Source organism: Aquabacterium sp., from assembly GCF_035476535.1.
Classification (GTDB): Bacteria; Pseudomonadota; Gammaproteobacteria; order Burkholderiales; family Burkholderiaceae_C; genus Pseudaquabacterium.
This window is the reverse complement of sequence record NZ_DATILJ010000251.1, coordinates 49,349-69,248: the sequence shown is the minus strand read 5'-3', so window position 1 is coordinate 69,248 and position 19,900 is coordinate 49,349. Positions and strand designations below refer to the sequence as shown.

Sequence of the window (19,900 nt, the reverse complement as noted above, 5' to 3'; positions counted from 1 at the left end):
GGCGCCTATCGCGGATCTGCAGCGGCCGTGCCCGGGCCCAGGCTCAGGCCGTTGCGCCGCTGCTGCAGGAATTCGCGCACCGCGGCGTCGGCTTCGAGGCCGATGGCGATGTCGTAGGCCGTGGCGGCGGCCGCCGTGTCGCCGCTGCGGGCCAGCAAGCCGGCGCGGGCGGCCCAGTAGGGCTGGTATTGCGCCAGCCGGGCGTCGCCGGCCAATACATCCAGCGCGGCCAGCCCGCGCGCCGCGCCGTGGACTTCAGCGTCGGCCATCGCGCGGTTCAACGCCACCACCGGCGAGCCGGTCAGCGCGTGCAGCGCGTCGTACAAGTGTTGGATGGCTGCCCAGTCGGCGCGACCGCTGCGCCGGCGCACGACATGGGCCGACTGGATCGCCGCTTCCAGCTGGTAGCGGCCATGCACGCCGAGCGCGGCGGCGCGGTGCAGCAGCATCTCGGCCTCGTCGATCATCGCGGCGTCCCACAGCGCCGGGTCCTGCTCGGCCAGCGGCACGTAGCGGCCCTGCGCATCCCGCCGCGCGCCACGCCGGGCCTGGGCGTGCAGCGTCAGCGCCAGCAGGCCCAGGGTTTCCGGCTCGCCTGGCAGCAGTGAGGCCACCAGCGCGCCGAGCCAGATCGCTTCTTCGGCCAGGTTGCGTCGCTGCGCGTCAGTGCCGGCGGGGTCGCTCCAGCCCTGCGCATAAGCGGCGTAGATGGCTTCGAGCACGGCATCCAGCCGGTCGCGCAACTCGGCGCGGCCGGGCACCTGGAACGGGATGCCGGCCTGGCGGATGCGGCTTTTCGCGCGCACCAGGCGCTGGCCCATCGTGGCCGGCGCGACGAGAAAGGCCGAGGCCACCGTGGCCGCGTCGAAGCCCAGGATCACCTGCAGCATCAGCGGCGCACGCACGTTCACGTCGATCGCCGGGTGCGCGCAGGCGAACATCAGCGCCAGCCGGTCATCGGGGATCGCCGCGTCGTCGGGCCCGTGATCGGCCAGCTCGGCCAGCCAGGACAGCTGCACGGCGGTGGCCTCCTGGCCGCGCCGGCGGCGTGCGGCATCGATCATCTTGCGCCGCGCCACCGTCAGCAGCCAGGCCTCGGGCGTCTGCGGAATGCCCTCGGCCGGCCAGGTCTGCAAGGCGGTGGCAAAGGCCTCGGACAGCGCGTCCTCGGCCCCCGCCACATCGCGCGTGCGCGCGGCCAGGAAGGCGATCAGCTTGCCGTAGCTGCGCCTGGCCACCGCTTCGGCGGTGTGCTGCGCCGGCGTCACGCCGGCGCTCTGCTCGGTCGGACTCACATTTCCCAGATCGGCCGCAGTTCGACCGTGCCGTGGCTGGCCCCCGGGCAGCGGGCGGCCCAGGACAGCGCCTGGTCCAGGTCCTTCACTTCGATCACGTAGTAGCCGCCCAGCTGTTCCTTGGTCTCGGCATAGGGGCCGTCCAGCACCTCGGTGCGGCCCTTGCTCACGCGCACCGTGGTCGCTGCCGAGGTCGGCCGCAGCCGTTCGCCGCCGGCCATCACGCCGGCCTGCACCAGAGCCTGCGAGTAGGCACCATAGGCGGCCATCATGGCCTGGTTGTCGGCATCGGTGGCCGACAGCTCGGCCTTCTCGTTCGCAAAGATCATCAGCATGTACTTCATCGGGCTCTCCATGGGGTGACGCAGGGCCGAAGGACCCCGCCATGACAATGACGCAACCCGGACCGTGGTTTCGACAGCCGCCGTGAAAAAAGGCGGGCCGCCGGGCCACGCTTCATTGCACCATTGTTGCGATGGATTTGGGCCGGCGGCCCGACAACCGCTACGATGACTGTTCGGCCGCGGCCTGCCCTGCCGCGCGCTGAATGCAAGCGACGCACATCCGACGCACAACCGACGAGGATCACCGTGATCGAGAAAGTGCTGGCCGCCATCGGCCTGCTGGTGTGCATCGTGCTGCTGGTGCGCATGGCGCTGGCGCCGCGCCGCCGCCAGGCCTTTGATGCCACGATGCGCGGCGCCTGGTACAACAGCCAGCGCTGGGGCCAGCGCGTGCTGCGGTGGCGGCCCTCGTCGCGCAAGCAGGCGGCGCGGGTCGCCGAAGAGGCCATCGAACGCGCACGCCGCACGCAGACCGACCGGGACGGCAATGTCTACCGGCCGAAGTCCTTCAAGGGACCTCGAAAGCCGCACTAGACGTCCGGCCCGGGCCATGCGGCACACTCGTCGCTTGCTGTGCACCGCAGGTGCCGCCAAGGAAACCAACTGATGAGTACCCCCAAGCCGGCCGAAGCCGGCCGTCCCCCTGCCGCCGTGCCGCGCGCCGCAGCTTCGTTGATCGTGCTGCGCGACAGCCCGCGTGGCCTGGAAGTGCTGATGCTGCGCCGTGCCGACAAGCCCGGCGACCAGAACAGCGGTGCCACCGTCTTTCCCGGCGGCCTGCTGGACGCGGCCGACAGCGCGTCCTACCCGCTGTGCGATGGCCTGGACGACGCGGTGGCCAGCGCGCGGCTCGGCCTGCCGGCGAACGGCCTGAACTACTGGATCGCCGCGGTGCGCGAGTGTTTCGAAGAGGCCGGCCTGCTGTTCGCCCGGGATGCCGGCGGCGCAACGGTCGCGCTGGATGCGCTGGACGCCGATGAGCTGGTGGCCATGCGTCATGCGCTGCATGCCAACCAGATCGGCATGGCCGAGGTCTGCCAGCGCTTGGGCGTGCGCATCGATGCCGGCGCGCTGAGCTACTCCAGCCACTGGATGACGCCGCTGGGCATGCCCAAGGTCTTCGACACCCGCTTCTTCGTCACGCAGGTCCCGCCCGGTCAGACGGCGCACCACGACACCACCGAAACCGTCGAACTGCTGTGGCTGACGCCGGCCGAAGCACTGGATCCGGCGCGTGCCCTCACGCTGATGAACGTGACCTCGGTGACGCTGAAGGCGCTGGCCGCGCACGGCACTGCGGCATCGGTGATCGCGGCGGCACAGGCCCAGACGCAGGTGACGCTGATGCGCCCGCGCCTGGCCCGCACCGCCAAAGGCAGCCGCCAGCCGATCAACAACGGCGACTGGGCCTATGCCGAGATCGGCCGGCTCGACCCCGAAGGCCGTGGCGATGTGAGCACCGAGCTGACGCCGGGCGTGCCGGTGTGGCTGTCGCCGCGTGTCTTGCGCGTGACCGCGCCGAACGGCAGCATGATGACCGGCCCCGGTACCAACAGCTACTTCATCGGCGCACCGGGCGGCGACGACTGGACCCTGCTCGACCCCGGCCCGGACATCGCGGCCCATGTGCAGGCGCTGATCGCCGCCGCGCCCGGCCCCGTCACGCGCATCCTGGTCACCCACACCCACAAGGACCATTCACCGGCCGCCGCCGCACTGCAGGCGGCCTTGGGCGCGCGTACCTTCGGCCGCGTCGCCGATTACCCGGAGTGGCAAGACACCGACTTCCAGCCCGACCAGGTGCTGGCCCACGGCGACCGGCTGGCCTTGGGCGCGGGCGTCACGCTGCGCGTGCTGCACACCCCCGGCCATGCCAGCAACCACCTGTGCTACCTGCTCGAGGAAGAGAAGCTGCTGTTCACCGGCGACCACATCATGCAGGGCTCGACGGTGGTGATCAACCCGCCGGACGGCGACATGGCGGTCTACCTGGCGTCACTGCGCATGCTGCTCGACGAAGACATCGAATGGCTGGCCCCGGGCCACGGTTTCCTGATCGACCAGCCGCACGCGGCCGTCAACAAGCTCATCGCCCACCGCCTGGCCCGCGAGGCCAAGGTGCTTGCCGCAGTGCAGGACCAGGGCCCGGCAGAAGAGAGCGCGCTGCTGGCCCAGGTCTATGCCGACACGCCGGCGCACCTGCACGCGGTGGCCTTGCGCTCGCTGCGCGCGCACCTGCAGAAGCTGCAGGCCGACGGCGTGGCACGGCGCAGCGACGCGGGGCAGTGGTCGGTGGTCTGAGGCTCAGCCGGTGACGCCCGGGGCGCTGGGCATGTCCGCCCACAAGGCCTCGGCATCGATCGTCAGGTCGACGCTGGCCAGTTGCACGCCCTGGCCCGCGTCGCTCGGGTGCAGCACCCACAGCCCGTCGGCACCTTTGCGGTAGAGGTCGCTGCGCCGCGAGTCGGGGTCGACCAACAGGTATTCGCGCAGCGAGGGCAGTTGCCGGTAGGCCGCGAACTTGCCGCCCCGGTCGTAGGCGGCGGTGCTGGGGGACAGCACTTCGACCACCAGCAACGGCTCGGACTTGATCAGCGGTTGCGTCGCGTCGGTTGCGCTGCAGGTGACCATCACGTCGGGATAGAAGTACGCATCCGCTGCCGCGACGCTGAGTTTCATGTCCGTGATGAAGGTGCGGCAAGGCGTGCCGCGCAGATGCGTGCGCAACGCCATCGCGATGCTGAGCGCCACCGTGACGTGCCGTTCCTCGGCACCCGCCATCGCAAAGACTTCCCCGCGCACGAACTCGTGACGCACCGGTTCATGCGCGTCCCAGGCGAGAAAGTCGTCGGCGCTCATCAGCGGCTTGGCAACGGCATGTCCCATGGCGGCTTCGGTCAGGGCGGAGATTTCCAAGTGTATGCGCCGGTCCTTCGCGGCAGGTTCCTGCCGAGCACATCCAACCCACACTTGATCAAGGGGAATTGCCGTTCGCTGCATCCAAAACCCCTCGTGGTGAGTACCAGCGCGCATGGACCTCAGGTCCGACCCGGTCCATGCCCTTGTTGACCCACCAGCCCGAGGAGGCCGCATGCGTTCATCTCTTGTTTCCCCGATCACCCTGAGTCTGGCTGCGTTGGCGGCTTTGTCGGCCTGCACCAGCATGCCGGCCAGCGCACCGATGAAACTCTTCGATCAGGCCGCGCTGCCGGCGGCGGTGCAAGTGCCCACCGGCCACCGCGTGGCCTTGGAGACCGTCGGCGTCGGCGAGATCACTTATGAGTGCCGCGCCAAGGCCAACGCGCCGGGCAGCTTCGAATGGGTCTTCGTCGGCCCCAAGGCGGTTCTCAACTCCCGCCAGGGCAGTGCCATAGGCAGCTACTTCGGCCCGCCGGCCACCTGGCAAGCCAGTGACGGCTCGGCGATCACCGGCGCGCAGGTGGCGGTGGCGCCGAACGCGCCGGGCAGCATCCCGCTGCAACTGGTGAAAGCCAACCCGGCCACCGGCGCCGGTGCGATGAACGGCATCAGCTACATCCAGCGCGTGGCGACTCAAGGCGGCGTGGCGCCGGCGATGCCCTGCGCCGGTGACTCGACGGGCAAGCGCGAGATCGTCAAGTACCAGGCGGACTACATCTTCTGGAAGGCGGCCTGAGTGCGCGTGTTGTTCAGTCCAGCTCCGCCAGCAACGCCGCGTTGCCGCCGGCGGCAGCGGTGTTGATGGTCAAGGTCTGCTCGGCGCAGAAACGGTAGAGGTAATGCGGCCCGCCGGCCTTCGGGCCGGTGCCGGACAGGCCTTCGCCGCCGAAGGGCTGCACGCCGACCACCGCGCCGATCATGTTGCGGTTGACGTAGACATTGCCGACCTTGGCCAGTGCCGCGATGCGCAGCGCGCGGCTGTCGATGCGCGTCTGGATGCCCAGCGTCAGGCCGTAGCGCAGCGCGTTGATGCGATGTACCAGCGCATCGACATCGCCGCTCCAGCGCAGCACGTGCAGCACCGGGCCGAAGACCTCTTCGCGCAGGTCTTCGATGGCCTTCAGCTCGAAGGCCACCGGCGCGATGTGCGTGGTGGCGAAGCGCGCCTGCATGGTGGCGCGCGAGATCAGCGTGGCCTCGCGCTCCAGGCGTTCGACGTGGCGGCTGAGGTTGCCATGCGCCTCGGCGTCGATCACCGGGCCGACATCGGTGGCGATGTCGCCGGCCTCGCCGATCACCAGCGCCTGCATCGCGCCACGCAGCATGTGGATCACGCCGTCGGCAATGCTCTCGTGCACGCACAACAGGCGCAGTGCCGAGCAGCGCTGGCCGGCCGAGCGGAAGGCGCTTTGCACCACCGCGTCGATCACCTGCTCGGGCAGCGCGCTGGAGTCGACGACCATCACGTTCAGCCCGCCGGTCTCGGCGATCAGCGGCACGATGGCACCGTTGCTGGCCGCCAGCGCGCGCTGGATGATCTTGGCCACCTGTGTCGAGCCGGTGAAGCACACGCCGGCCGTTGCGGCATGGGCCACGAGGGCCGCGCCCACCGTTTCACCGGGGCCGTGCAGCAGCTGGATCGCATCGCGCGGCAGGCCGGCTTCGTGCAGCAGTTCGACGAAAGCCAGCGCGACGCCCGGCGTCTGCTCGGCCGGCTTGGCGGCGACGACATTGCCGGCGACGAGTGCGGCAGCCACCTGGCCGGCAAAGATCGCCAGCGGGAAGTTCCACGGCGAGATGCAGACGAAGACGCCGCGGCCATGCAGGCGCAGTTCGTTGCTTTCGCCGGTGGGGCCGGGCAGGGCGATCGGGGCCAGCCGCGTTTCGGCCTGCTCGGCGTAATAACGGCAAAAGTCAACGGCCTCGCGCACTTCGGCGATGCAGTCGCCCAGCGTCTTGCCGGCTTCGCGCACCAGCAGGCCGCAGAATGCCGGCAGGCGCGCGTCCAGCATGTCGCCGGCGCGGCGCAGCACCGCGGCGCGCTCGGCCACCGGGCGGGCCTGCCAGGCTTCGAAGCCTTGCGCCAGCGTGGCCATGGCCTCTTGCACGTCGGCACTGCTGGCGGTGGGCACTTGGGGCACCTGGGTGCGCTGCAGCGCCTGCTCCAGCGGCGCGCGCTGCTCGGCGCAGGCCAGGTCGGCACCGTTGGAATTGGCGCGGCCGGCGCCGTAGAGCGCGGCTGGTGCGACTTGCCCGGGTGCGTCCGCGGCCTGCAGCGGCGAATGCAGCAGCTCATGCGCCGACACCTGCGCATCGGCCAGCTGATGCACGAAGGACGAATTGGCGCCGTTCTCCAACAGGCGCCGCACCAGATAGGCCAGCAGGTCGCGGTGCTCGCCAACCGGGGCATAGACGCGCAGCGACAGCCCCGGCTGCTGCGCCATCAGCTCGCGATAAACACCTTCGCCCATGCCGTGCAGGCGCTGCATCTCGAACTTCGCGGAACGCGCAGTGGCCATCTGCAGAATCGCCGCGATGGTGCCGGCGTTGTGCGTCGCGAACTGCGGCAGGATCAGCGCGTGATGTTCGATCAGCCGCTGCGCGCAGGCAAGGTAGGCGATGTCGGTGTGGTGCTTGTGCGTGAACACCGGGTAGCCGGCCAGGCCCAGCTCCTGCGCGCGCTTGATCTCGCCGTCCCAGTACGCGCCCTTGACCAGCCGCACCATGAAGCGCAGCTGCCGCGCCCGGGCGATCTCGGCGACGGCGTCGATCATCTCCAGCGAGCGGGTCTGGTAGGCCTGGATTGCCAGGCCGAAGCCGGTCCACGCCGGCGCCGTGACCTGCACGTGCGCGGCCAGGCGATCGAAGACCTCCAGCGAGAGTTCGAGCCGGTCGCTTTCTTCGGCGTCGATGGTCAGGTTGATGTCGGCCCGCGCGGCGGCGTCGATCAGGCCCTTCACGCGCGGCAGCAGTTCGGCGAAGACACGGTCCAGCTGCGCATCTTCATAACGCGGATGCAGCGCGGAGAGCTTGATCGAGATGCCGTCGCGCTGCGCCGGGCCGCTGCCCTGCGTGGCCTGCGCGATGGCCTGGATCGCGGCCTCGTAGGCGCCCAGGTAGTGCAGCGCATCGTGGTCGGTGCGCGCCCCTTCGCCCAGCATGTCGAAGCTGAAGCGCAGGCCGGCCTGGTCCTTGCGCTGCGAGCGGGCTTCGGCCAGCGCCTCGCCGATGTGGCGGCCGAGCACGAACTGCCGGCCCAGCAACTGGATCGCGCGCACCGTGGCGCCGACGACGGTCTGCGCGCCCAGCCGCTCGATCAGCCCGGGCTTGGTGCCGACCTCATCAGGCAGGAACTTCTTGGCCAGCCCGATCGCACTGGCCGACAGACTGGCCAGCATGCGGTGCTGCGACCCTTCGGCGGCGCCGCTGGCGAAGTCGGCGCGGCCGAGCTGGTCGGCGGTCAGGGCAATCGCGGTTTCGGCATCGGGCACGCGCAGCAGCGACTCGGCCAGGCGCATCAGTGCGAGCCCTTCGGCGCTGGAGATCGGGTACTCGCGCAACAGCGACTCCATGGCCCAGAACGGCGCCGGCTTGTCGCGCACCGCCTGCACCCAGGGCTGCGCGGCGCTGATCACCGCCGGCCAGTCCAGCCGGTTCCGGAGGCGCTCCAGCAGGTGCTGCACCACCTCCAGTTCCGGGCGGCAGGGGGCTGGCAGGCGAGAGGTGCTGATCGGCATGATGAGGCTTCCAGGCGTTCCGATGTGGAATCAGCGAAGCGTATCTGGCGATCGGCCGAATAAGATGCGGATTGCCGTGGCGGCAGGCGCAGAAAATCCGGCCGCAGCCTCAGCGGCGGTGCCTCAGCCCTTGGGCCGCCTTGGCAGCGCGGCGGCTTGCTCTCCGATGTCCCAGAACAGCGCGGCCATCATGCGCAGGCCCTCGCGTACCACCGGCGCCAGCAGGTGCTCGTTCGGCGCATGCTGCGAGCAGGCCGGGTAGGAGTGCGGCACCCACACGGTGGGCAGGCCCAGGATGTCGGCGAACACATCGTTCGGCAGCGATCCGCCCAGGTTGGGCAACAGCGCAGGCTTCTGGCCGGTGCAGCGCGCGATCGAGTCCAGCGCCAGCCGCACCCAGGCGTTGTCGGGGTCCAGGCGGGTGGCCGCCATGATCACCGGCTCGCTGACCTCGATATCGGCGAAGCCGTGGCGGGCCAGCTGAGCCAGCACATGCGCGCGCAGCTGCTGCGCATCGGTGCCGACGACGAAACGCAGCTGCAAGGTGGCCCGGGCGGCCGGCGGGATCGCGTTGACCGGCTGCGCCGGGTTGCCGCAGCCCATCGCCAGCACCTCGATGGTGTTCCAGCCGAACACGCGTTCGGCCGGCGTCAGGCCCGGCTCGCCCCAACCGCCGGCGATCACCGGGTCGTCGGCGCCGCCACCGAGTTCGATGTCGGCCAGCGCGTCGCGCACGGCCGGCGGGATGGGCGGTGGGCGCAAGCCTTCGACGAGGATGCGGCCCTGGCCATCGACCAGGCAGGCGATGGCCGACGCCATCACCGTGCCGGGGTTGCGCAGCAGCCCGCCCCAGTTGCCGGAGTGGTGGCCGCCAGCGCGCAAAGTGAGCGTCAGATCGAAGTTCGCGACGCCGCGGGAGCCGAGGAACACCGTGGGCCGCTCGGCGCGCAGCCGCGGGCCGTCGCTGGCGATCAGCACATCGGCGCCCAGCAGTTCGCGCTGCAACGCACAGAATTCGGCCAGGCCGGGTGAGCCGGTTTCTTCACCCATCTCGACCAGCCACTTGGCATTGAAGCCCAGGCGGCCACCGCGCGCGGCGAGCACGCAGCCGAGCGCCGTGAGGTTGATGCTGTGCTGGCCCTTGTTGTCGGCGCTGCCGCGGCCGTACCAGCGCTGCGCGGCGGCGGTCAGCGTCCAGGGGTCGCGGCCCTCGGCCCATTGGCCTTCGTGGCCGCGCACGACATCGCCATGGCCGTAGACCAGCACCGTCGGCAGTGCGGGGTCTTCGATGCGCTCGGCCGTCAGCAGCGGCGGCGCGCCGGCCACCGGGTTGTCGTGCAGCCGGTGGCTGAAACCCATCGCGGCCAGGCTGGGGCCGATCTCGTCTGCGAGGTAAGCGCGCAGCACATCGGCCTGGGCCGAGTTCTGGCTCTCGGTGCGGTAGGCCACGCGCCGTGCCAGGTCGCGGGCGAAGCTGCCGGATTCGAAGGCGGCACTCGCAAGCTCGACGGCGCTGGCCATGGTCGTCATGCGGACTTGCCGACCAGCTCGAAGTGCTCCACCACCGGCGGCTGCGCGAAATAAGGGCCGACGATCGCGCGCCACTGCGGGAACAGCGGGCCCTGGCGGAAGCCGACGGTGTGGTCTTCCAGCGTTTCCCAGAACACCTGCAGGATGTAGCGCTCCGGGCTTTCGACGCCCTTGCTGACCTGCCAGCCGGTGACGCCCTTGGCCTGGCTCAGCACCGTGCGCAGCCCGCGCTGGATGGCCTCGTCGAACTCGGCCTGCTTGCCGGGTGGGATGCGGATGTCGGCGACTTCGAGAATCATCGGGGGTCCTTGTGTCGCGCCCGGACTGGGCGGGAGCCCGATGCTAGCGCCGTGCGGTGGCCTGTGGCGCCGCCTGCTGTGTTTTCGGGTCCAGGCCAACGGTCGTGAAGAAGCCGCGGCACGCGGCGTGGCCCGTCATGCGCTGACCGCCTGGTGCGCCAGCGCCAGGCCCAGCAGCAGGCACAACGGGCTGTAGAGCCAGGTGTCATAACGGCCGAAAGGCGTGTCGCGAACGGTCTTGAACAGGCCGGTGTAGCGCAGCGGGGCGAGCGCCCGCACCAGGAAGATCAGCGCCAGCAGCGCGACCACGGCGCGGCTGGCCGCCGGCCACAGCGGCACGGCCAGCACGCCGCCCTGCACCAGGATGAAGGCCGCCGCCACCAGCAGCGCGACGCCCACCAGATGGGTGCTGCCCCGCCGCGGCTTGAAGACCGATCGCCCCTGCGTGGTTTGCGGCACGGCGATGCGCAGGCCGGCGCGGCCGCCGAGGGCCCAGTAGAAGTGGATGCCGGCAATCAGCGTGAGCACGGCGGCACAGGGCAGGGCAGTCCACATCGGGTCGCTCCGAAAAATACGCATGCGAATATTATGATGGCGGCCCCGACGCGTCAAGCCGCCTGCGTCCCTAGAATCGCCGCCCAGCATGGGACGCAAGGTCAAGCTCAGCCGGGACGACTGGATCAACGCCGCCAGCGATTGGGTGGCCGCGCATGGCGTGGCCACGCTGGCGGTGGAGCCGCTGGCGCGTGCGCTGGGGGTCACCAAGGGCGGCTTCTACTGGTGCTTCGCCAACCGGGACGAGCTGCTGCAGGCCGTGCTGGAGCGCTGGGAGGCGCAGGGCACGCAGAACATCATCCACCTGGTCGAACAGTTGCCCGATGCGGCGGCGCAGGCGCGCGAGCTGATCCGGCTGGTGGCGCGCAGCGTCGAGCCGCAGGCTCGCGGGCCCTCGACGGCGGTGCGCATGCAGTACGCGCTGTGGGGGGCTTCGCACGACCCGCTGGTGGCGCCGGTGATCGAGCGGGTCACGGCCGCGCGGGTGGGCTTTCTGATCCAGGTTTTCACGCAAGCCGGGCTCGATGTCGCGGTGGCCGAACACCGCGCGACGCTGGCTTACGCCAGCTATGTCGGCATGGTGTTGCTGCGTGCCACGCAGGCCGGCGCCGAGGCCGCGGGCATGGGCCGCGACGGCCTGATCGACGCGTACATCACGATGCTGCTGACACCCCCGATGGCGGAGCCGCCGAAGCCACCGAAGCCACCGAAGCCGCCGAAGCCGCCGAACGCGTCGACACCGCCGCGCGGCAGCAGCCGCATCCGCCGCAGCACGCGGTAGCGCCTGGTGCGGCCGGCGGCAGCGTGCCGCGCTACTGGCGGCCGCGCGACTGCGCTGGGCTGGGGCCGGCTGCTAGAGTGGCCCGCGTTTGCGATGCGTCGCGGGAGTCGGGCACATGCTGGTCATCATCGCCATCGTCATCGGCGCTTTCCTGGGTGGTGCCTGGGGACGGGACGTCGATGTATTGTTCGGCGCCCTATTGGGCTGGCTGCTGGTGCGCACGGTCCGACAGCAGCGCGAACTGGCTTCCTTGCGGCAGGCCGTGACGGCACCACCGCTGGCAGCGCCCCTCGCGCCGCCGGCACAGGCCGGGCAGGAAGCGCAGGAATCACCTGCGGCGCCAGCGGCCGAAGCAGTCCAGCCGGAATCCGTCGGCGCGCCACCCGAGCCGTCCGCGCCACCGGCGGCCGTGTCAGAGCCGCAACCGGCGATGGCCGCGGCTGCCGCCCTGCCCGATGTCTCGGAGCACGTGCCCGCCACGCTGCCCGTCGGCATGGAACCCCTCGGCCCGCCGCCGGCCGAACCCCGACCCGGTGTGCTGGCCTCGTTGCGCGCCTGGATGTTCGGCGGCAACACCATCGTCAAGGCCGGTGTCGCGATCCTGTTCATCGGCCTGGCCTTCCTGGCCAAGTACGCCACGGAGCACGCGCAGTTGCCGATCGAGCTGCGCCTGGCGGCGGTGGCCGGCGTGGCGATCGTGCTGCTGGTGCTGGGCTGGCGCCTGCGCACCCGACGTGCAGGTTATGCGCAAGTGCTGCAGGGCGGTGCGGTGGCGGTGTTGTACCTGACGCTGTTCGTCGCCTTCCGCTTCTATGGCGTGCTGGCGATCGGGCCGGTGTTCGCGATGATGGTCGCGATAGCCGCGCTGGCCGCCGCGCTGGCCATCCTCCAGGAAGCGCCGGCGCTGGCGGTGATCGGCGCGCTCGGCGGCTTCGCGACGCCGCTGCTGGTGTCCACCGGCAGCGGCGACCACGTGGCGCTGTTCAGCTACTACCTGGTGCTGGATCTGGGCATCGCCGCGGTGGCCTGGTTCCGCACCTGGCGCGTGCTGAACCTGGTGGGCTTCGTCTGCACCTTCGTGATCGGCAGCGCCTGGGGCGTGCTGAAGTACGAGCCCGAGCATTTCGCCAGCAGCCAGACCTTCCTGATCCTGTACTTCCTGCTGTTCGTGGCCGTGCTGCTGCTGCCGTCGCGCCGCTCGGCCGAGGACGGTGCCAGTGCGAAGTGGGTCAACGGTAGCCTGCTGTTCGGCTTGCCGACCGTGAGCTTTGCGCTGCAGTACGGCCTGGTGCGGCACACCGAGTACGGCGTCGCGCTGTCGGCGCTGGTGCTGGCCGGCTTCTACGTGGCGCTGGCCACGGCGATGCGCCATCGCGCGCGATTGGCCTTGACCTTCGAGGCCAGCCTGGCCATCGGCACGGTGTTCCTGACGCTGGTGATCCCGTTTGCGCTGGACGCGCGCAGCACGGCCGGCGCCTGGTCGCTCGAAGGGGCCGGGCTGGTCTGGCTGGGCCTGCGCCAGTCGCGCCGCTTGCCGCGGGTGTTCGGCTACCTGCTGCTGATGCTGGCCGGCTGGGCGATGGTGTTCGGGCATTCGCATGGGAATGTGTCGACCGGCCTGTGGAACGCGACGCTGTTCAACGCGCTGATGGCGGCTGCGGCCTCGCTGGGGGCGGCGTTCTTCGTGCAACGCCATGCGCCGCGGCTGGCCACTGGCGAGGGCCTGGCCGAGCCGGTGCTGATTGGCTGGGCCACGCTGTGGCTGCTGTTCGGCATTGCGGCGCAGGTCGAGGCCTTCGTGCCCGGCCGGCTGAGCCTGGCGGTGTGGGTGGCTTGTCTCAGCGCCATCGCGGCGCTCTACACGCTGCTGGCACAGCGGCTGCAATGGCCGATGGTCAACCGGCCGGTGCTGGCCCACATGCCGCTGATGGCGCTGGCCATGGCCACCAGCGCGCTGCTGCAGCGCAACCCGCTGCACCACGGCGGCTGGTGGGCCTGGCCGCTGGCGCTGGCGGTGCATGCGCTGGTGCTGCAGGTGGCGGCGCCGCAGTGGCCACAGGCGGGCCGCCGCATCGTGCATGCGCTGGGTGCGCTGCTGGTGGCGGCCTTGCTGGCGCTGCTCGGGCGCGCGCTCACGGCCGAGTGGGGCGATGAGCTCAGTGCCTGGCCCTGGCTGGGCTGGCTGGTGGGTCCGGCGCTGTTGCTGCTGTGGCTGCCGCGGCCGGGCACTGCACTGCGCTGGCCGGTGCGCGCCGAAGCGCTGGCCTACCAGCGCCACGCGGCGGGGCTGCTGGCGCTGGTCGGGCTGCTCTGGGCGCTGCTGGCCAACAGCGTCTCCACCGGCGCGGCGCGGCCGCTGCCGCATGTGCCGCTGGTCAACCCGCTGGACCTGGGCATTGCCACCGCACTGCTGGCGGCGTGGTGGTGGTGGCGCAGTGAAGCCGCCGCGCCGCTGCGCGACCAGCAGGCGGCCACCGGCCCGGTGCTGCTGGGGGGCTTGAGCTTCCTGTGGCTCAACGGCATGCTGCTGCGCGCCTTCCACCACTGGGCCGAGGTGCCCTACCGCCTGGACGACTGGGCCGATTCGCTGGCCGTGCAGACCGGCCTGACGCTGCTGTGGAGCACGATCGCGCTGGCGCTGATGTGGCTGTCGGCGCGTCGCGCCGCGCGGGCGCTGTGGCTGGTCGGCGCCGTGCTGCTGGGCGTGGTGGTGCTGAAGCTGCTGCTGGTGGATTTGTCGGGCAGCGGCACGGTGGCGCGCATTGTTTCTTTCATCGGCGTCGGTGTGCTGATGCTGGTGATCGGCTATGTCGCGCCTTTGCCGGCGTCGGCGGAGAAACGGCATGCAAATTGAGCGGCCAAGGGGCGGCGGACTGATCGGCGTGCGGGTGCTGGGCTTGGAGTTGCTGCGCTTCCGCCTGCTGCGCTTCCGGTTGTTGAGCGTCCGGCCGCTGGTCGCGGCGGGTGTCGCCGTGGCGGCTGCTGCGGCAGCGGTGGCGGCTGAGGAAGCGCCCGCGCTGCGCTACAGCGCGCCGGTGGTGGTGAGCCAGCCGGCACCCTTCGTGCAGCTGCCCTTGCCGGTCAGCGTCTACGCCCACAGCCGGCAGCCGGGCCTGGCCGACCTGCGGCTGCTGGATGCCGGGGGGCAGCGGGTGCCGTTTGCGCTGCTGGCGCCGCGCGACGATGCGGTGCAGGCCCGCGAGCAGTTGCAGTCGGCCAAGCTCTATGCCCTGCCGCCCGGGCCGGTGGGCACCAGCCTGCCGTCCTCGCTGGAACTCGTGGTGCAGGGCGATCGCATCAGCCTGCGGCAGCGCGGCGGGGTTGCTGCCGCCGGCAGTGCGCGGCCGACTGTCCACCCGGGTGCCGGCTGGCTGTTCGACCTGGGCGAACGGGCGGCCGACCAAGCCCCACCGCAGCGGCTGCGCCTGCGCTGGTCGGGGCCGGCGGAGTTCAGCGCCGGATTCACCATCGACAGCAGCGACAACCTGCGCCAGTGGCGCCGCGGTGGCAGTGGCCAGCTGATGGCCTTGGCATCGTCCAACGGGGCCTTGACGCAACCGCTGGTGATGCTGGACGGCGCACCCGGCCGCTTCGTGCGGCTGGTCTGGGCCGACGCGGGCCACGCCCCGGTGCTGACGGGCGCCGATGCCATCGTCGACCAGCCCGAATCCGTGCAACGCGACGCCCTGACCGAGCTGCGCCTGAATGCCAGCGTCGCCGCACCGAGCGCCGGCGATGCCGCGGCGGCCCGCGCGCTGCAGATCGACCTCGGCGGCGTGCTGCCGCTGCGCCAGCTGGACCTGGCCTTGCCGGCCGGCACGCAGGTGATCCCGCTGCGCGTGCAGCAGCGTTCCCGCGACAACGAGCCCTGGCGCGAGGCAGCGCAGGCCGTGATCTACCGCATCGAGCGCGACGGTGCCGTCAGCCGGTCGCCGCCGGTGGCGCTGAACCTCCACACACGCTACCTGCGCCTGCTGCCCGACGGGCGCGCGCCGGCGATCGATGCCACCACCACGCCGGTGATCCTGCGGGCCGCGCTGGCACGTCTGGTGTTCGCGACGCAGGGCACGCCGCCCTACCGGCTGCTGGTGGGGGCGGCCGATGCCAAGGGCGCTACACCGGGCGCCTTGCCGATCGAGACCCTGGTGCCCAAGCTCGACGACGAACGTGCGCGTTTCGGCCGGGCCGAACTCGGCGCGTTCACCGAGCAGGCCGAGGTGGCGCAGCAGGTGGCACGCGACGAGGCCCTGGCCGCCTGGCGGCCCCGGCTGCTGTGGGCCGTGCTGCTGGTGGGCGTGCTGGGTCTGGGGCTGATGGTCTGGCGGCTGGCGCGCAGCCGCCCGTCTTGATCGTCAGGAAGCCATGGCCGACAAGCCGCCCACCGCTGCGCGCTACTTCGCCACGCCCGACGACTTTCGCGCGTGGTTCCAGCAGCACGCTGCCACCGCCACCGAGTTGCTGGTGGGCTTCCACAAGCGCGGCAGCGACACGCCCAGCATCAGCTGGCCGGAGTCGGTGGACGAGGCGCTGTGCGTCGGCTGGATCGACGGCGTGCGCAAGCGCATCGACGACGCACGTTATTCGATCCGCTTCACGCCGCGCAAGCCGACATCGACCTGGAGCGCGATCAACATCGAGCGTGTGCGCGTGCTCACCGAGCAGGGCCGCATGACGCCGGCCGGCCTGGCGGCGTTTGCCCATCGCAAGGACGCCAAGTCAGGCACTTATGCCTACGAACAAGCCAAGACCGCCGAACTGGACGCCAAGGACGTAGCGGCGTTCAAGAAGCACAAGGCGGCGTGGGCCTACTTCCAGGCGCAGCCGCCGGGCTACCGGCACCTGGTGATCTGGCGCGTCGTCAGTGCGAAACAACAAGCCACGCGCGAGCGCCGGTTGGCGCAGCTGATCGAGGCCTGCCAAGAGCAGCGGCGCATCGAATAGCGCGTCAAATCCCCGGCCATCCAGCGGACTGGGGTGCCGCGTCACACACCCAGGTACTGGGCCATCGCGGCGGTGTCGGCGGCCAGCGTCGCCGAATCACCGGCCAGCACGATGCGGCCCTTCTCCATCACCAGCGCGCGGTCGGTGTGCGCCAGCACGGCCTTGATGTTGCGGTCGACCACCAGCGTGCTGATGCCCGAGGCGCGGATCAGCGCGATCACGCGCCAGATCTCGGCGACGATCAGCGGCGCCAGGCCTTCGGTGGCCTCGTCCAGGATCAGCAGCTGCGGGTGCGTCATCAGTGCGCGGCCGATGGCCAGCATCTGCTGCTCGCCGCCCGAGAGCTGCTGGCCGCCATGGCCGAGGCGCTCGGCCAGGCGCGGAAAGGTGGCCAGCACGTGATCCAGCGTCCAGGTACTTTGGCCGTCAGAGGCCGGGCGTGACGCCATCACCAGGTTCTCACGCACGCTCAGGTTCGGGAAGATGCCGCGGCCTTCGGGCACATAGCCGATGCCGCGCCGCGCCATGCGCTCCGGCGGTTGGCCGGTGACGTCGTCGCCATGCCACTTCACGCGGCCCTGGCGCGTCGGCAGGTAGCCCATGATCGTGCGGATCAGCGTGGTCTTGCCCATGCCGTTGCGGCCGAGCAGGCCCAGCGCCGAGCCGGCCGGCAGCAGCAGATCGACGCCGCGCAGGATGTGGCTGTCGCCCAGGTAGGTGTGCAGGCCTTCGACCTGCAGCATCGGCGCGGCGGGTGCCATCTCAATGGTCTCCCAGGTAGGCCACTTGCACCTCGCGGTTGTTGCGGATCGCCTCCGGCGCGTCGCTGGCGATCACCTGGCCGTTGACCATCACCGTGATGCGTTCGGCGATGCGGAACACCGCGTCCATGTCGTGCTCGACCAGCGCGATCGCATGGCCAGGCTTCAGCGCCTGCAGCAACGTCAGCATGCGTTCGGTTTCTTCGGCGCCCATGCCGGCCAGCGGTTCGTCCAGCAGCAGCACGCGCGGGCGGGTGGCCAGGCACATCGCAATCTCCAGCTGGCGCTTGGCGCCGTGGCTCAGCGCGCTCGCCCGCTGGCCGGCTTGGGCGCTCAAGCCCGCGGCGGCCAGCGCTTCATCGGCGGCCGCGCGGCTGTCGGCGCAGGCGGCCGCGCCCTGCCACAGCGCCCAGGGTTTCGCGAACGCGGCCTGCGCGCACAGCCGCGCGTTTTCGAACACCGTGAACTCGCCGAAGATGGTGGTGCGCTGGAAGCTGCGGCCGATGCCGGCGCGGGCGCGCCGGGGCTGCGGCCAGCCGGTGATGTCGTGCCCGGCCAGCGAGATGCGGCCGGCCGATGCCGGCATCTCGCCCGAGAGCATGTTGATCAGCGTCGACTTGCCGGCGCCGTTGGTGCCGATCACCGCATGCACCTCGCCGATGCGGAAGTCCAGCGCCACGCGGTCGACGGCGGTGAGGCCGCCGAACTGGCGCGTCAGGCCTTCGCATTGCAGCAGCACCTGGCTCACTTTTTGGCGCCTCGTTGCAGCAGGCCGATCAGGCCCTTGGGCAGCAGCGCGACGAAGGCAATGATCGTCACACCCAGCGTCAGCTGCCAGTGATCGGCCAGCGGCCCGACCAGCGCAGCGGTGGACAGCAATTCCTTCAGCAGCACGAAGCTCACGGCGCCCAGCACCGCGCCGCGCAAATGCCCCAGGCCGCCGAGGATGATCACCAGCAGCACCGCACCCGACTCATGCCAGGACAGCATCTCCGGGTTCACGTAGCCGTCCTTGGCGGCGACCAGGAAGCCGGCCAACCCGGCCAGCGCACCGGCGATGACGAAGGCGGCCAGCTTGTACAGCGTGGTCGCGAAGCCGGCCGCGCGCATGCGCTGCTCGTTGACGCGGATGCCGGCCAGCGCATGGCCGAAACGCGAGCGCTGGATCAGCGCCAGCAGCGCATAGGTGCCGACCAGCAGCGCGCAGGCCAGCCACAGCATGTGGCGCTTGTTGTCGGCATCGATCAGCACGCTGCCGCCGATGGCCAGCGCCGGCCGCAGGTTCAGGTAGATGCCGTCGGTGCCGCCGCCCAGCTTGGTGTCGTGGAACACGAAGTAGGCCATCTGCGCGAAGGCCAGCGTGACCATGATGAAGTAGACGCCTTTGGTGCGCAGGCTCAAGGCGCCGACGAACAGCGCATACAGCGCGGCCGCCCCGGCGGCCAGCAGCATCAGCGGCAGCAGCGCGCCGGGCGCGTCGGCCGGCGAAGCCAGCACCGTGGCATAAGCGCCGATGCCGTAGAACGCCGCATGCCCCAGGCTCACCAGCCCGGTGGTGCCGACCAGCAGCTCCAGGCTCAGCGCAAACACCGCCAGCGTGACGACGCGCAGCAGCAGGTCCTGCAGATAGGGCGTCAGCACCAGCGGCAGCACTGCCAGCACGATGATGGCCACCGCCGCGAACAACCCACGCGGGGCCTGCATCAGTAGCCCCGCTTCATCAGGCCCTCGGGCCGCCAGACCAGGATGATGGCCATCAGCACGTAGACGCCGATGCCCGACAGTTCGGCGAAGAACACCTTGCCGAAGGTGTCGACAAAGCCCACCAGCAGTGCCGCGATCAGCGCACCGCTGATCGAGCCGATGCCGCCGATCACCACGACGACGAAGCAGATGATCAGCACATGCCCGCCCATGCCTGGGTACACGCTGGACATCGGCGCGGCGATCATGCCGGCCAGCGCGGCCAAGGCGACGCCGCCGGCAAAGACGATGCGGTACAGCCGCGTGATCGGCACGCCCAGCCCGCGCACCATGTCGCGGTTGCTGGCGCCGGCGCGGATCATCATGCCCAGGCGTGTGCGGTTGACCACCAAGTACAGCGCCAGCCCGATGACGATGCAGGCCGCCGACGCGAACAGCCGGTACACCGGGTAGGTCATCAGGCTGCCCAGCGCGATGCTGCCGGACAGCCAGTCGGGCGGCTTGACGCCATGCACGTCGTTGCCGATCAAGAGCGACCGGGCTTCTTCGAAGACAAGGATCAGCGCCCAGGTCATCAGGACCTGCTGCAGGTGTTCACGCTGGTACAGGTAGCTGAAGAAGGCCCATTCCAGCAGGTAGCCGAACAGCGCGGCGAGCAAGGTGCCGCAGACCAGCATCAGCACGAAGTTCTGGCCGAACAGCGGCGCCAGCGTGAACGCCAGGTAGGCGCCGATCATGTAGAAACTGCCGTGCGCCAGGTTGATCACGCCCATGATCCCGAAGATCAGCGTCAAGCCCGAGGCGACCAGGAACAGCAGCAGGCCGTACTGGACGGCGTTCAGGCACTGAACGGCGAAGGTGGCGAAGTCCAAGGCGGCGGCGTCAGGGGCGGTGGCCGCGGATTATCAGCGAGCGGGACGGCGGGCGCCCACATCTGGACACATTCGACCTGCGCCGTGCATCAGACTCCGCTAGGGCCGGCGACACCTGCCGCGCTGGAAATCCGTCCGTTCGACATCCCCCACTTCGGAGGC

18 protein-coding genes are annotated in these 19,900 nt (G+C 70.6%); 7 read left to right on the top strand and 11 right to left on the bottom strand.

The genetic code is table 11. The features are described from left to right. Positions 1-5 precede the first annotated feature (5 nt). Together VLK61_RS24910 and VLK61_RS24905 are read right to left on the bottom strand one after the other, a co-directional pair. Entirely contained in the window at positions 6-1,295 is a 1,290-nt protein-coding gene (locus VLK61_RS24910) for an RNA polymerase sigma factor (protein WP_325425053.1), read from the bottom strand. Beyond that, positions 1,292-1,639 (bottom strand): YciI family protein, encoded by a 348-nt coding sequence (locus VLK61_RS24905; RefSeq protein WP_325425051.1) that lies wholly within the window; start codon positions 1,637-1,639, stop codon positions 1,292-1,294. Before VLK61_RS24905 ends, VLK61_RS24910 begins: the two co-directional genes overlap by 4 nt. Positions 1,640-1,885: 246 nt before the next feature. Here VLK61_RS24905 and VLK61_RS24900 point away from each other — a divergent pair, with 246 nt between their 5' ends. Together VLK61_RS24900 and VLK61_RS24895 are read left to right on the top strand one after the other, a co-directional pair. Beyond that, positions 1,886-2,173: a hypothetical protein gene (locus VLK61_RS24900; protein WP_325425049.1), complete on the top strand. Its 288-nt coding sequence runs from the start codon at positions 1,886-1,888 to the stop codon at positions 2,171-2,173. Positions 2,174-2,245: 72 nt separating this feature from the next. Next, the gene (locus tag VLK61_RS24895; RefSeq protein ID WP_325425047.1) at positions 2,246-3,940 is read left to right on the top strand and encodes an MBL fold metallo-hydrolase; all 1,695 of its coding nucleotides are present in this window, start codon (positions 2,246-2,248) and stop codon (positions 3,938-3,940) included. 3 nt (positions 3,941-3,943) lie between these two features. Here VLK61_RS24895 and VLK61_RS24890 read toward each other — a convergent pair whose 3' ends face one another. Continuing rightward, entirely contained in the window at positions 3,944-4,525 is a 582-nt protein-coding gene (locus VLK61_RS24890; RefSeq protein ID WP_325425045.1) for a Uma2 family endonuclease, read from the bottom strand. A 205-nt stretch (positions 4,526-4,730) separates the two neighbouring features. Here VLK61_RS24890 and VLK61_RS24885 point away from each other — a divergent pair, with 205 nt between their 5' ends. Further along, on the top strand, positions 4,731-5,294 hold the full coding sequence (locus VLK61_RS24885) for a DUF3455 domain-containing protein (RefSeq protein WP_325425043.1): 564 nt from the start codon (positions 4,731-4,733) through the stop codon (positions 5,292-5,294). 13 nt (positions 5,295-5,307) lie between these two features. Here the strand turns inward: VLK61_RS24885 and VLK61_RS24880 are convergent, their stop codons facing one another. The 4 genes from VLK61_RS24880 to VLK61_RS24865 form a co-directional block, all read right to left on the bottom strand. Next, entirely contained in the window at positions 5,308-8,295 is a 2,988-nt protein-coding gene (locus VLK61_RS24880) for an L-glutamate gamma-semialdehyde dehydrogenase (RefSeq protein WP_325425041.1), read from the bottom strand. Between the two features lie 123 nt (positions 8,296-8,418). Continuing rightward, positions 8,419-9,825 (bottom strand): M20 family metallopeptidase, encoded by a 1,407-nt coding sequence (locus VLK61_RS24875; RefSeq protein WP_325425039.1) that lies wholly within the window; start codon positions 9,823-9,825, stop codon positions 8,419-8,421. Beyond that, on the bottom strand, positions 9,822-10,124 hold the full coding sequence (locus VLK61_RS24870) for an antibiotic biosynthesis monooxygenase family protein (RefSeq protein WP_325425037.1): 303 nt from the start codon (positions 10,122-10,124) through the stop codon (positions 9,822-9,824). The genes VLK61_RS24875 and VLK61_RS24870 overlap by 4 nt, the downstream gene beginning before the upstream one ends. Before the next feature lie 135 nt (positions 10,125-10,259). Next, a complete protein-coding gene (locus tag VLK61_RS24865; RefSeq protein ID WP_325425035.1) occupies positions 10,260-10,679 on the bottom strand; it encodes a DUF3995 domain-containing protein in 420 nt (139 codons plus the stop codon). An 88-nt stretch (positions 10,680-10,767) separates the two neighbouring features. On the opposite strand from VLK61_RS24865, the gene VLK61_RS24860 reads away from it, so the two are divergent. The 4 genes from VLK61_RS24860 (at position 10,768) to VLK61_RS24845 (ending at position 16,401) form a co-directional block, all read left to right on the top strand. Then, on the top strand, positions 10,768-11,460 hold the full coding sequence (locus VLK61_RS24860; RefSeq protein ID WP_325425033.1) for a TetR/AcrR family transcriptional regulator: 693 nt from the start codon (positions 10,768-10,770) through the stop codon (positions 11,458-11,460). A gap of 115 nt (positions 11,461-11,575) precedes the next feature. Further along, positions 11,576-14,314 (top strand): DUF2339 domain-containing protein, encoded by a 2,739-nt coding sequence (locus VLK61_RS24855; protein ID WP_325425031.1) that lies wholly within the window; start codon positions 11,576-11,578, stop codon positions 14,312-14,314. Next, positions 14,304-15,809: a DUF3999 family protein gene (locus tag VLK61_RS24850; protein ID WP_325425028.1), complete on the top strand. Its 1,506-nt coding sequence runs from the start codon at positions 14,304-14,306 to the stop codon at positions 15,807-15,809. Before VLK61_RS24855 ends, VLK61_RS24850 begins: the two co-directional genes overlap by 11 nt. Positions 15,810-15,822: 13 nt before the next feature. After that, positions 15,823-16,401 carry a YdeI/OmpD-associated family protein gene (locus tag VLK61_RS24845; RefSeq protein ID WP_325425026.1) on the top strand — a complete coding sequence of 193 codons (579 nt, stop codon included), beginning with the start codon at positions 15,823-15,825 and terminating at the stop codon, positions 16,399-16,401. Between the two features lie 41 nt (positions 16,402-16,442). On the opposite strand, the gene VLK61_RS24840 is transcribed toward VLK61_RS24845, so the two are convergent. The 4 genes from VLK61_RS24840 to VLK61_RS24825 are packed head-to-tail and all read right to left on the bottom strand — an operon-like array spanning position 16,443 to position 19,738. After that, the gene (locus tag VLK61_RS24840; RefSeq protein ID WP_325425181.1) at positions 16,443-17,144 is read right to left on the bottom strand and encodes an ABC transporter ATP-binding protein; all 702 of its coding nucleotides are present in this window, start codon (positions 17,142-17,144) and stop codon (positions 16,443-16,445) included. A 19-nt stretch (positions 17,145-17,163) separates the two neighbouring features. Beyond that, complete coding sequence (locus tag VLK61_RS24835) at positions 17,164-17,910, bottom strand: ABC transporter ATP-binding protein (RefSeq protein ID WP_325425024.1); 747 nt, start codon at positions 17,908-17,910, stop codon at positions 17,164-17,166. Beyond that, positions 17,907-18,866, bottom strand: a complete 960-nt coding sequence (locus VLK61_RS24830; protein WP_325425022.1) for a branched-chain amino acid ABC transporter permease — start codon at positions 18,864-18,866, stop codon at positions 17,907-17,909. Before VLK61_RS24830 ends, VLK61_RS24835 begins: the two co-directional genes overlap by 4 nt. Then, positions 18,866-19,738, bottom strand: a complete 873-nt coding sequence (locus tag VLK61_RS24825; protein ID WP_325425020.1) for a branched-chain amino acid ABC transporter permease — start codon at positions 19,736-19,738, stop codon at positions 18,866-18,868. The genes VLK61_RS24830 and VLK61_RS24825 overlap by 1 nt, the downstream gene beginning before the upstream one ends. Positions 19,739-19,900 lie beyond the last annotated feature (162 nt).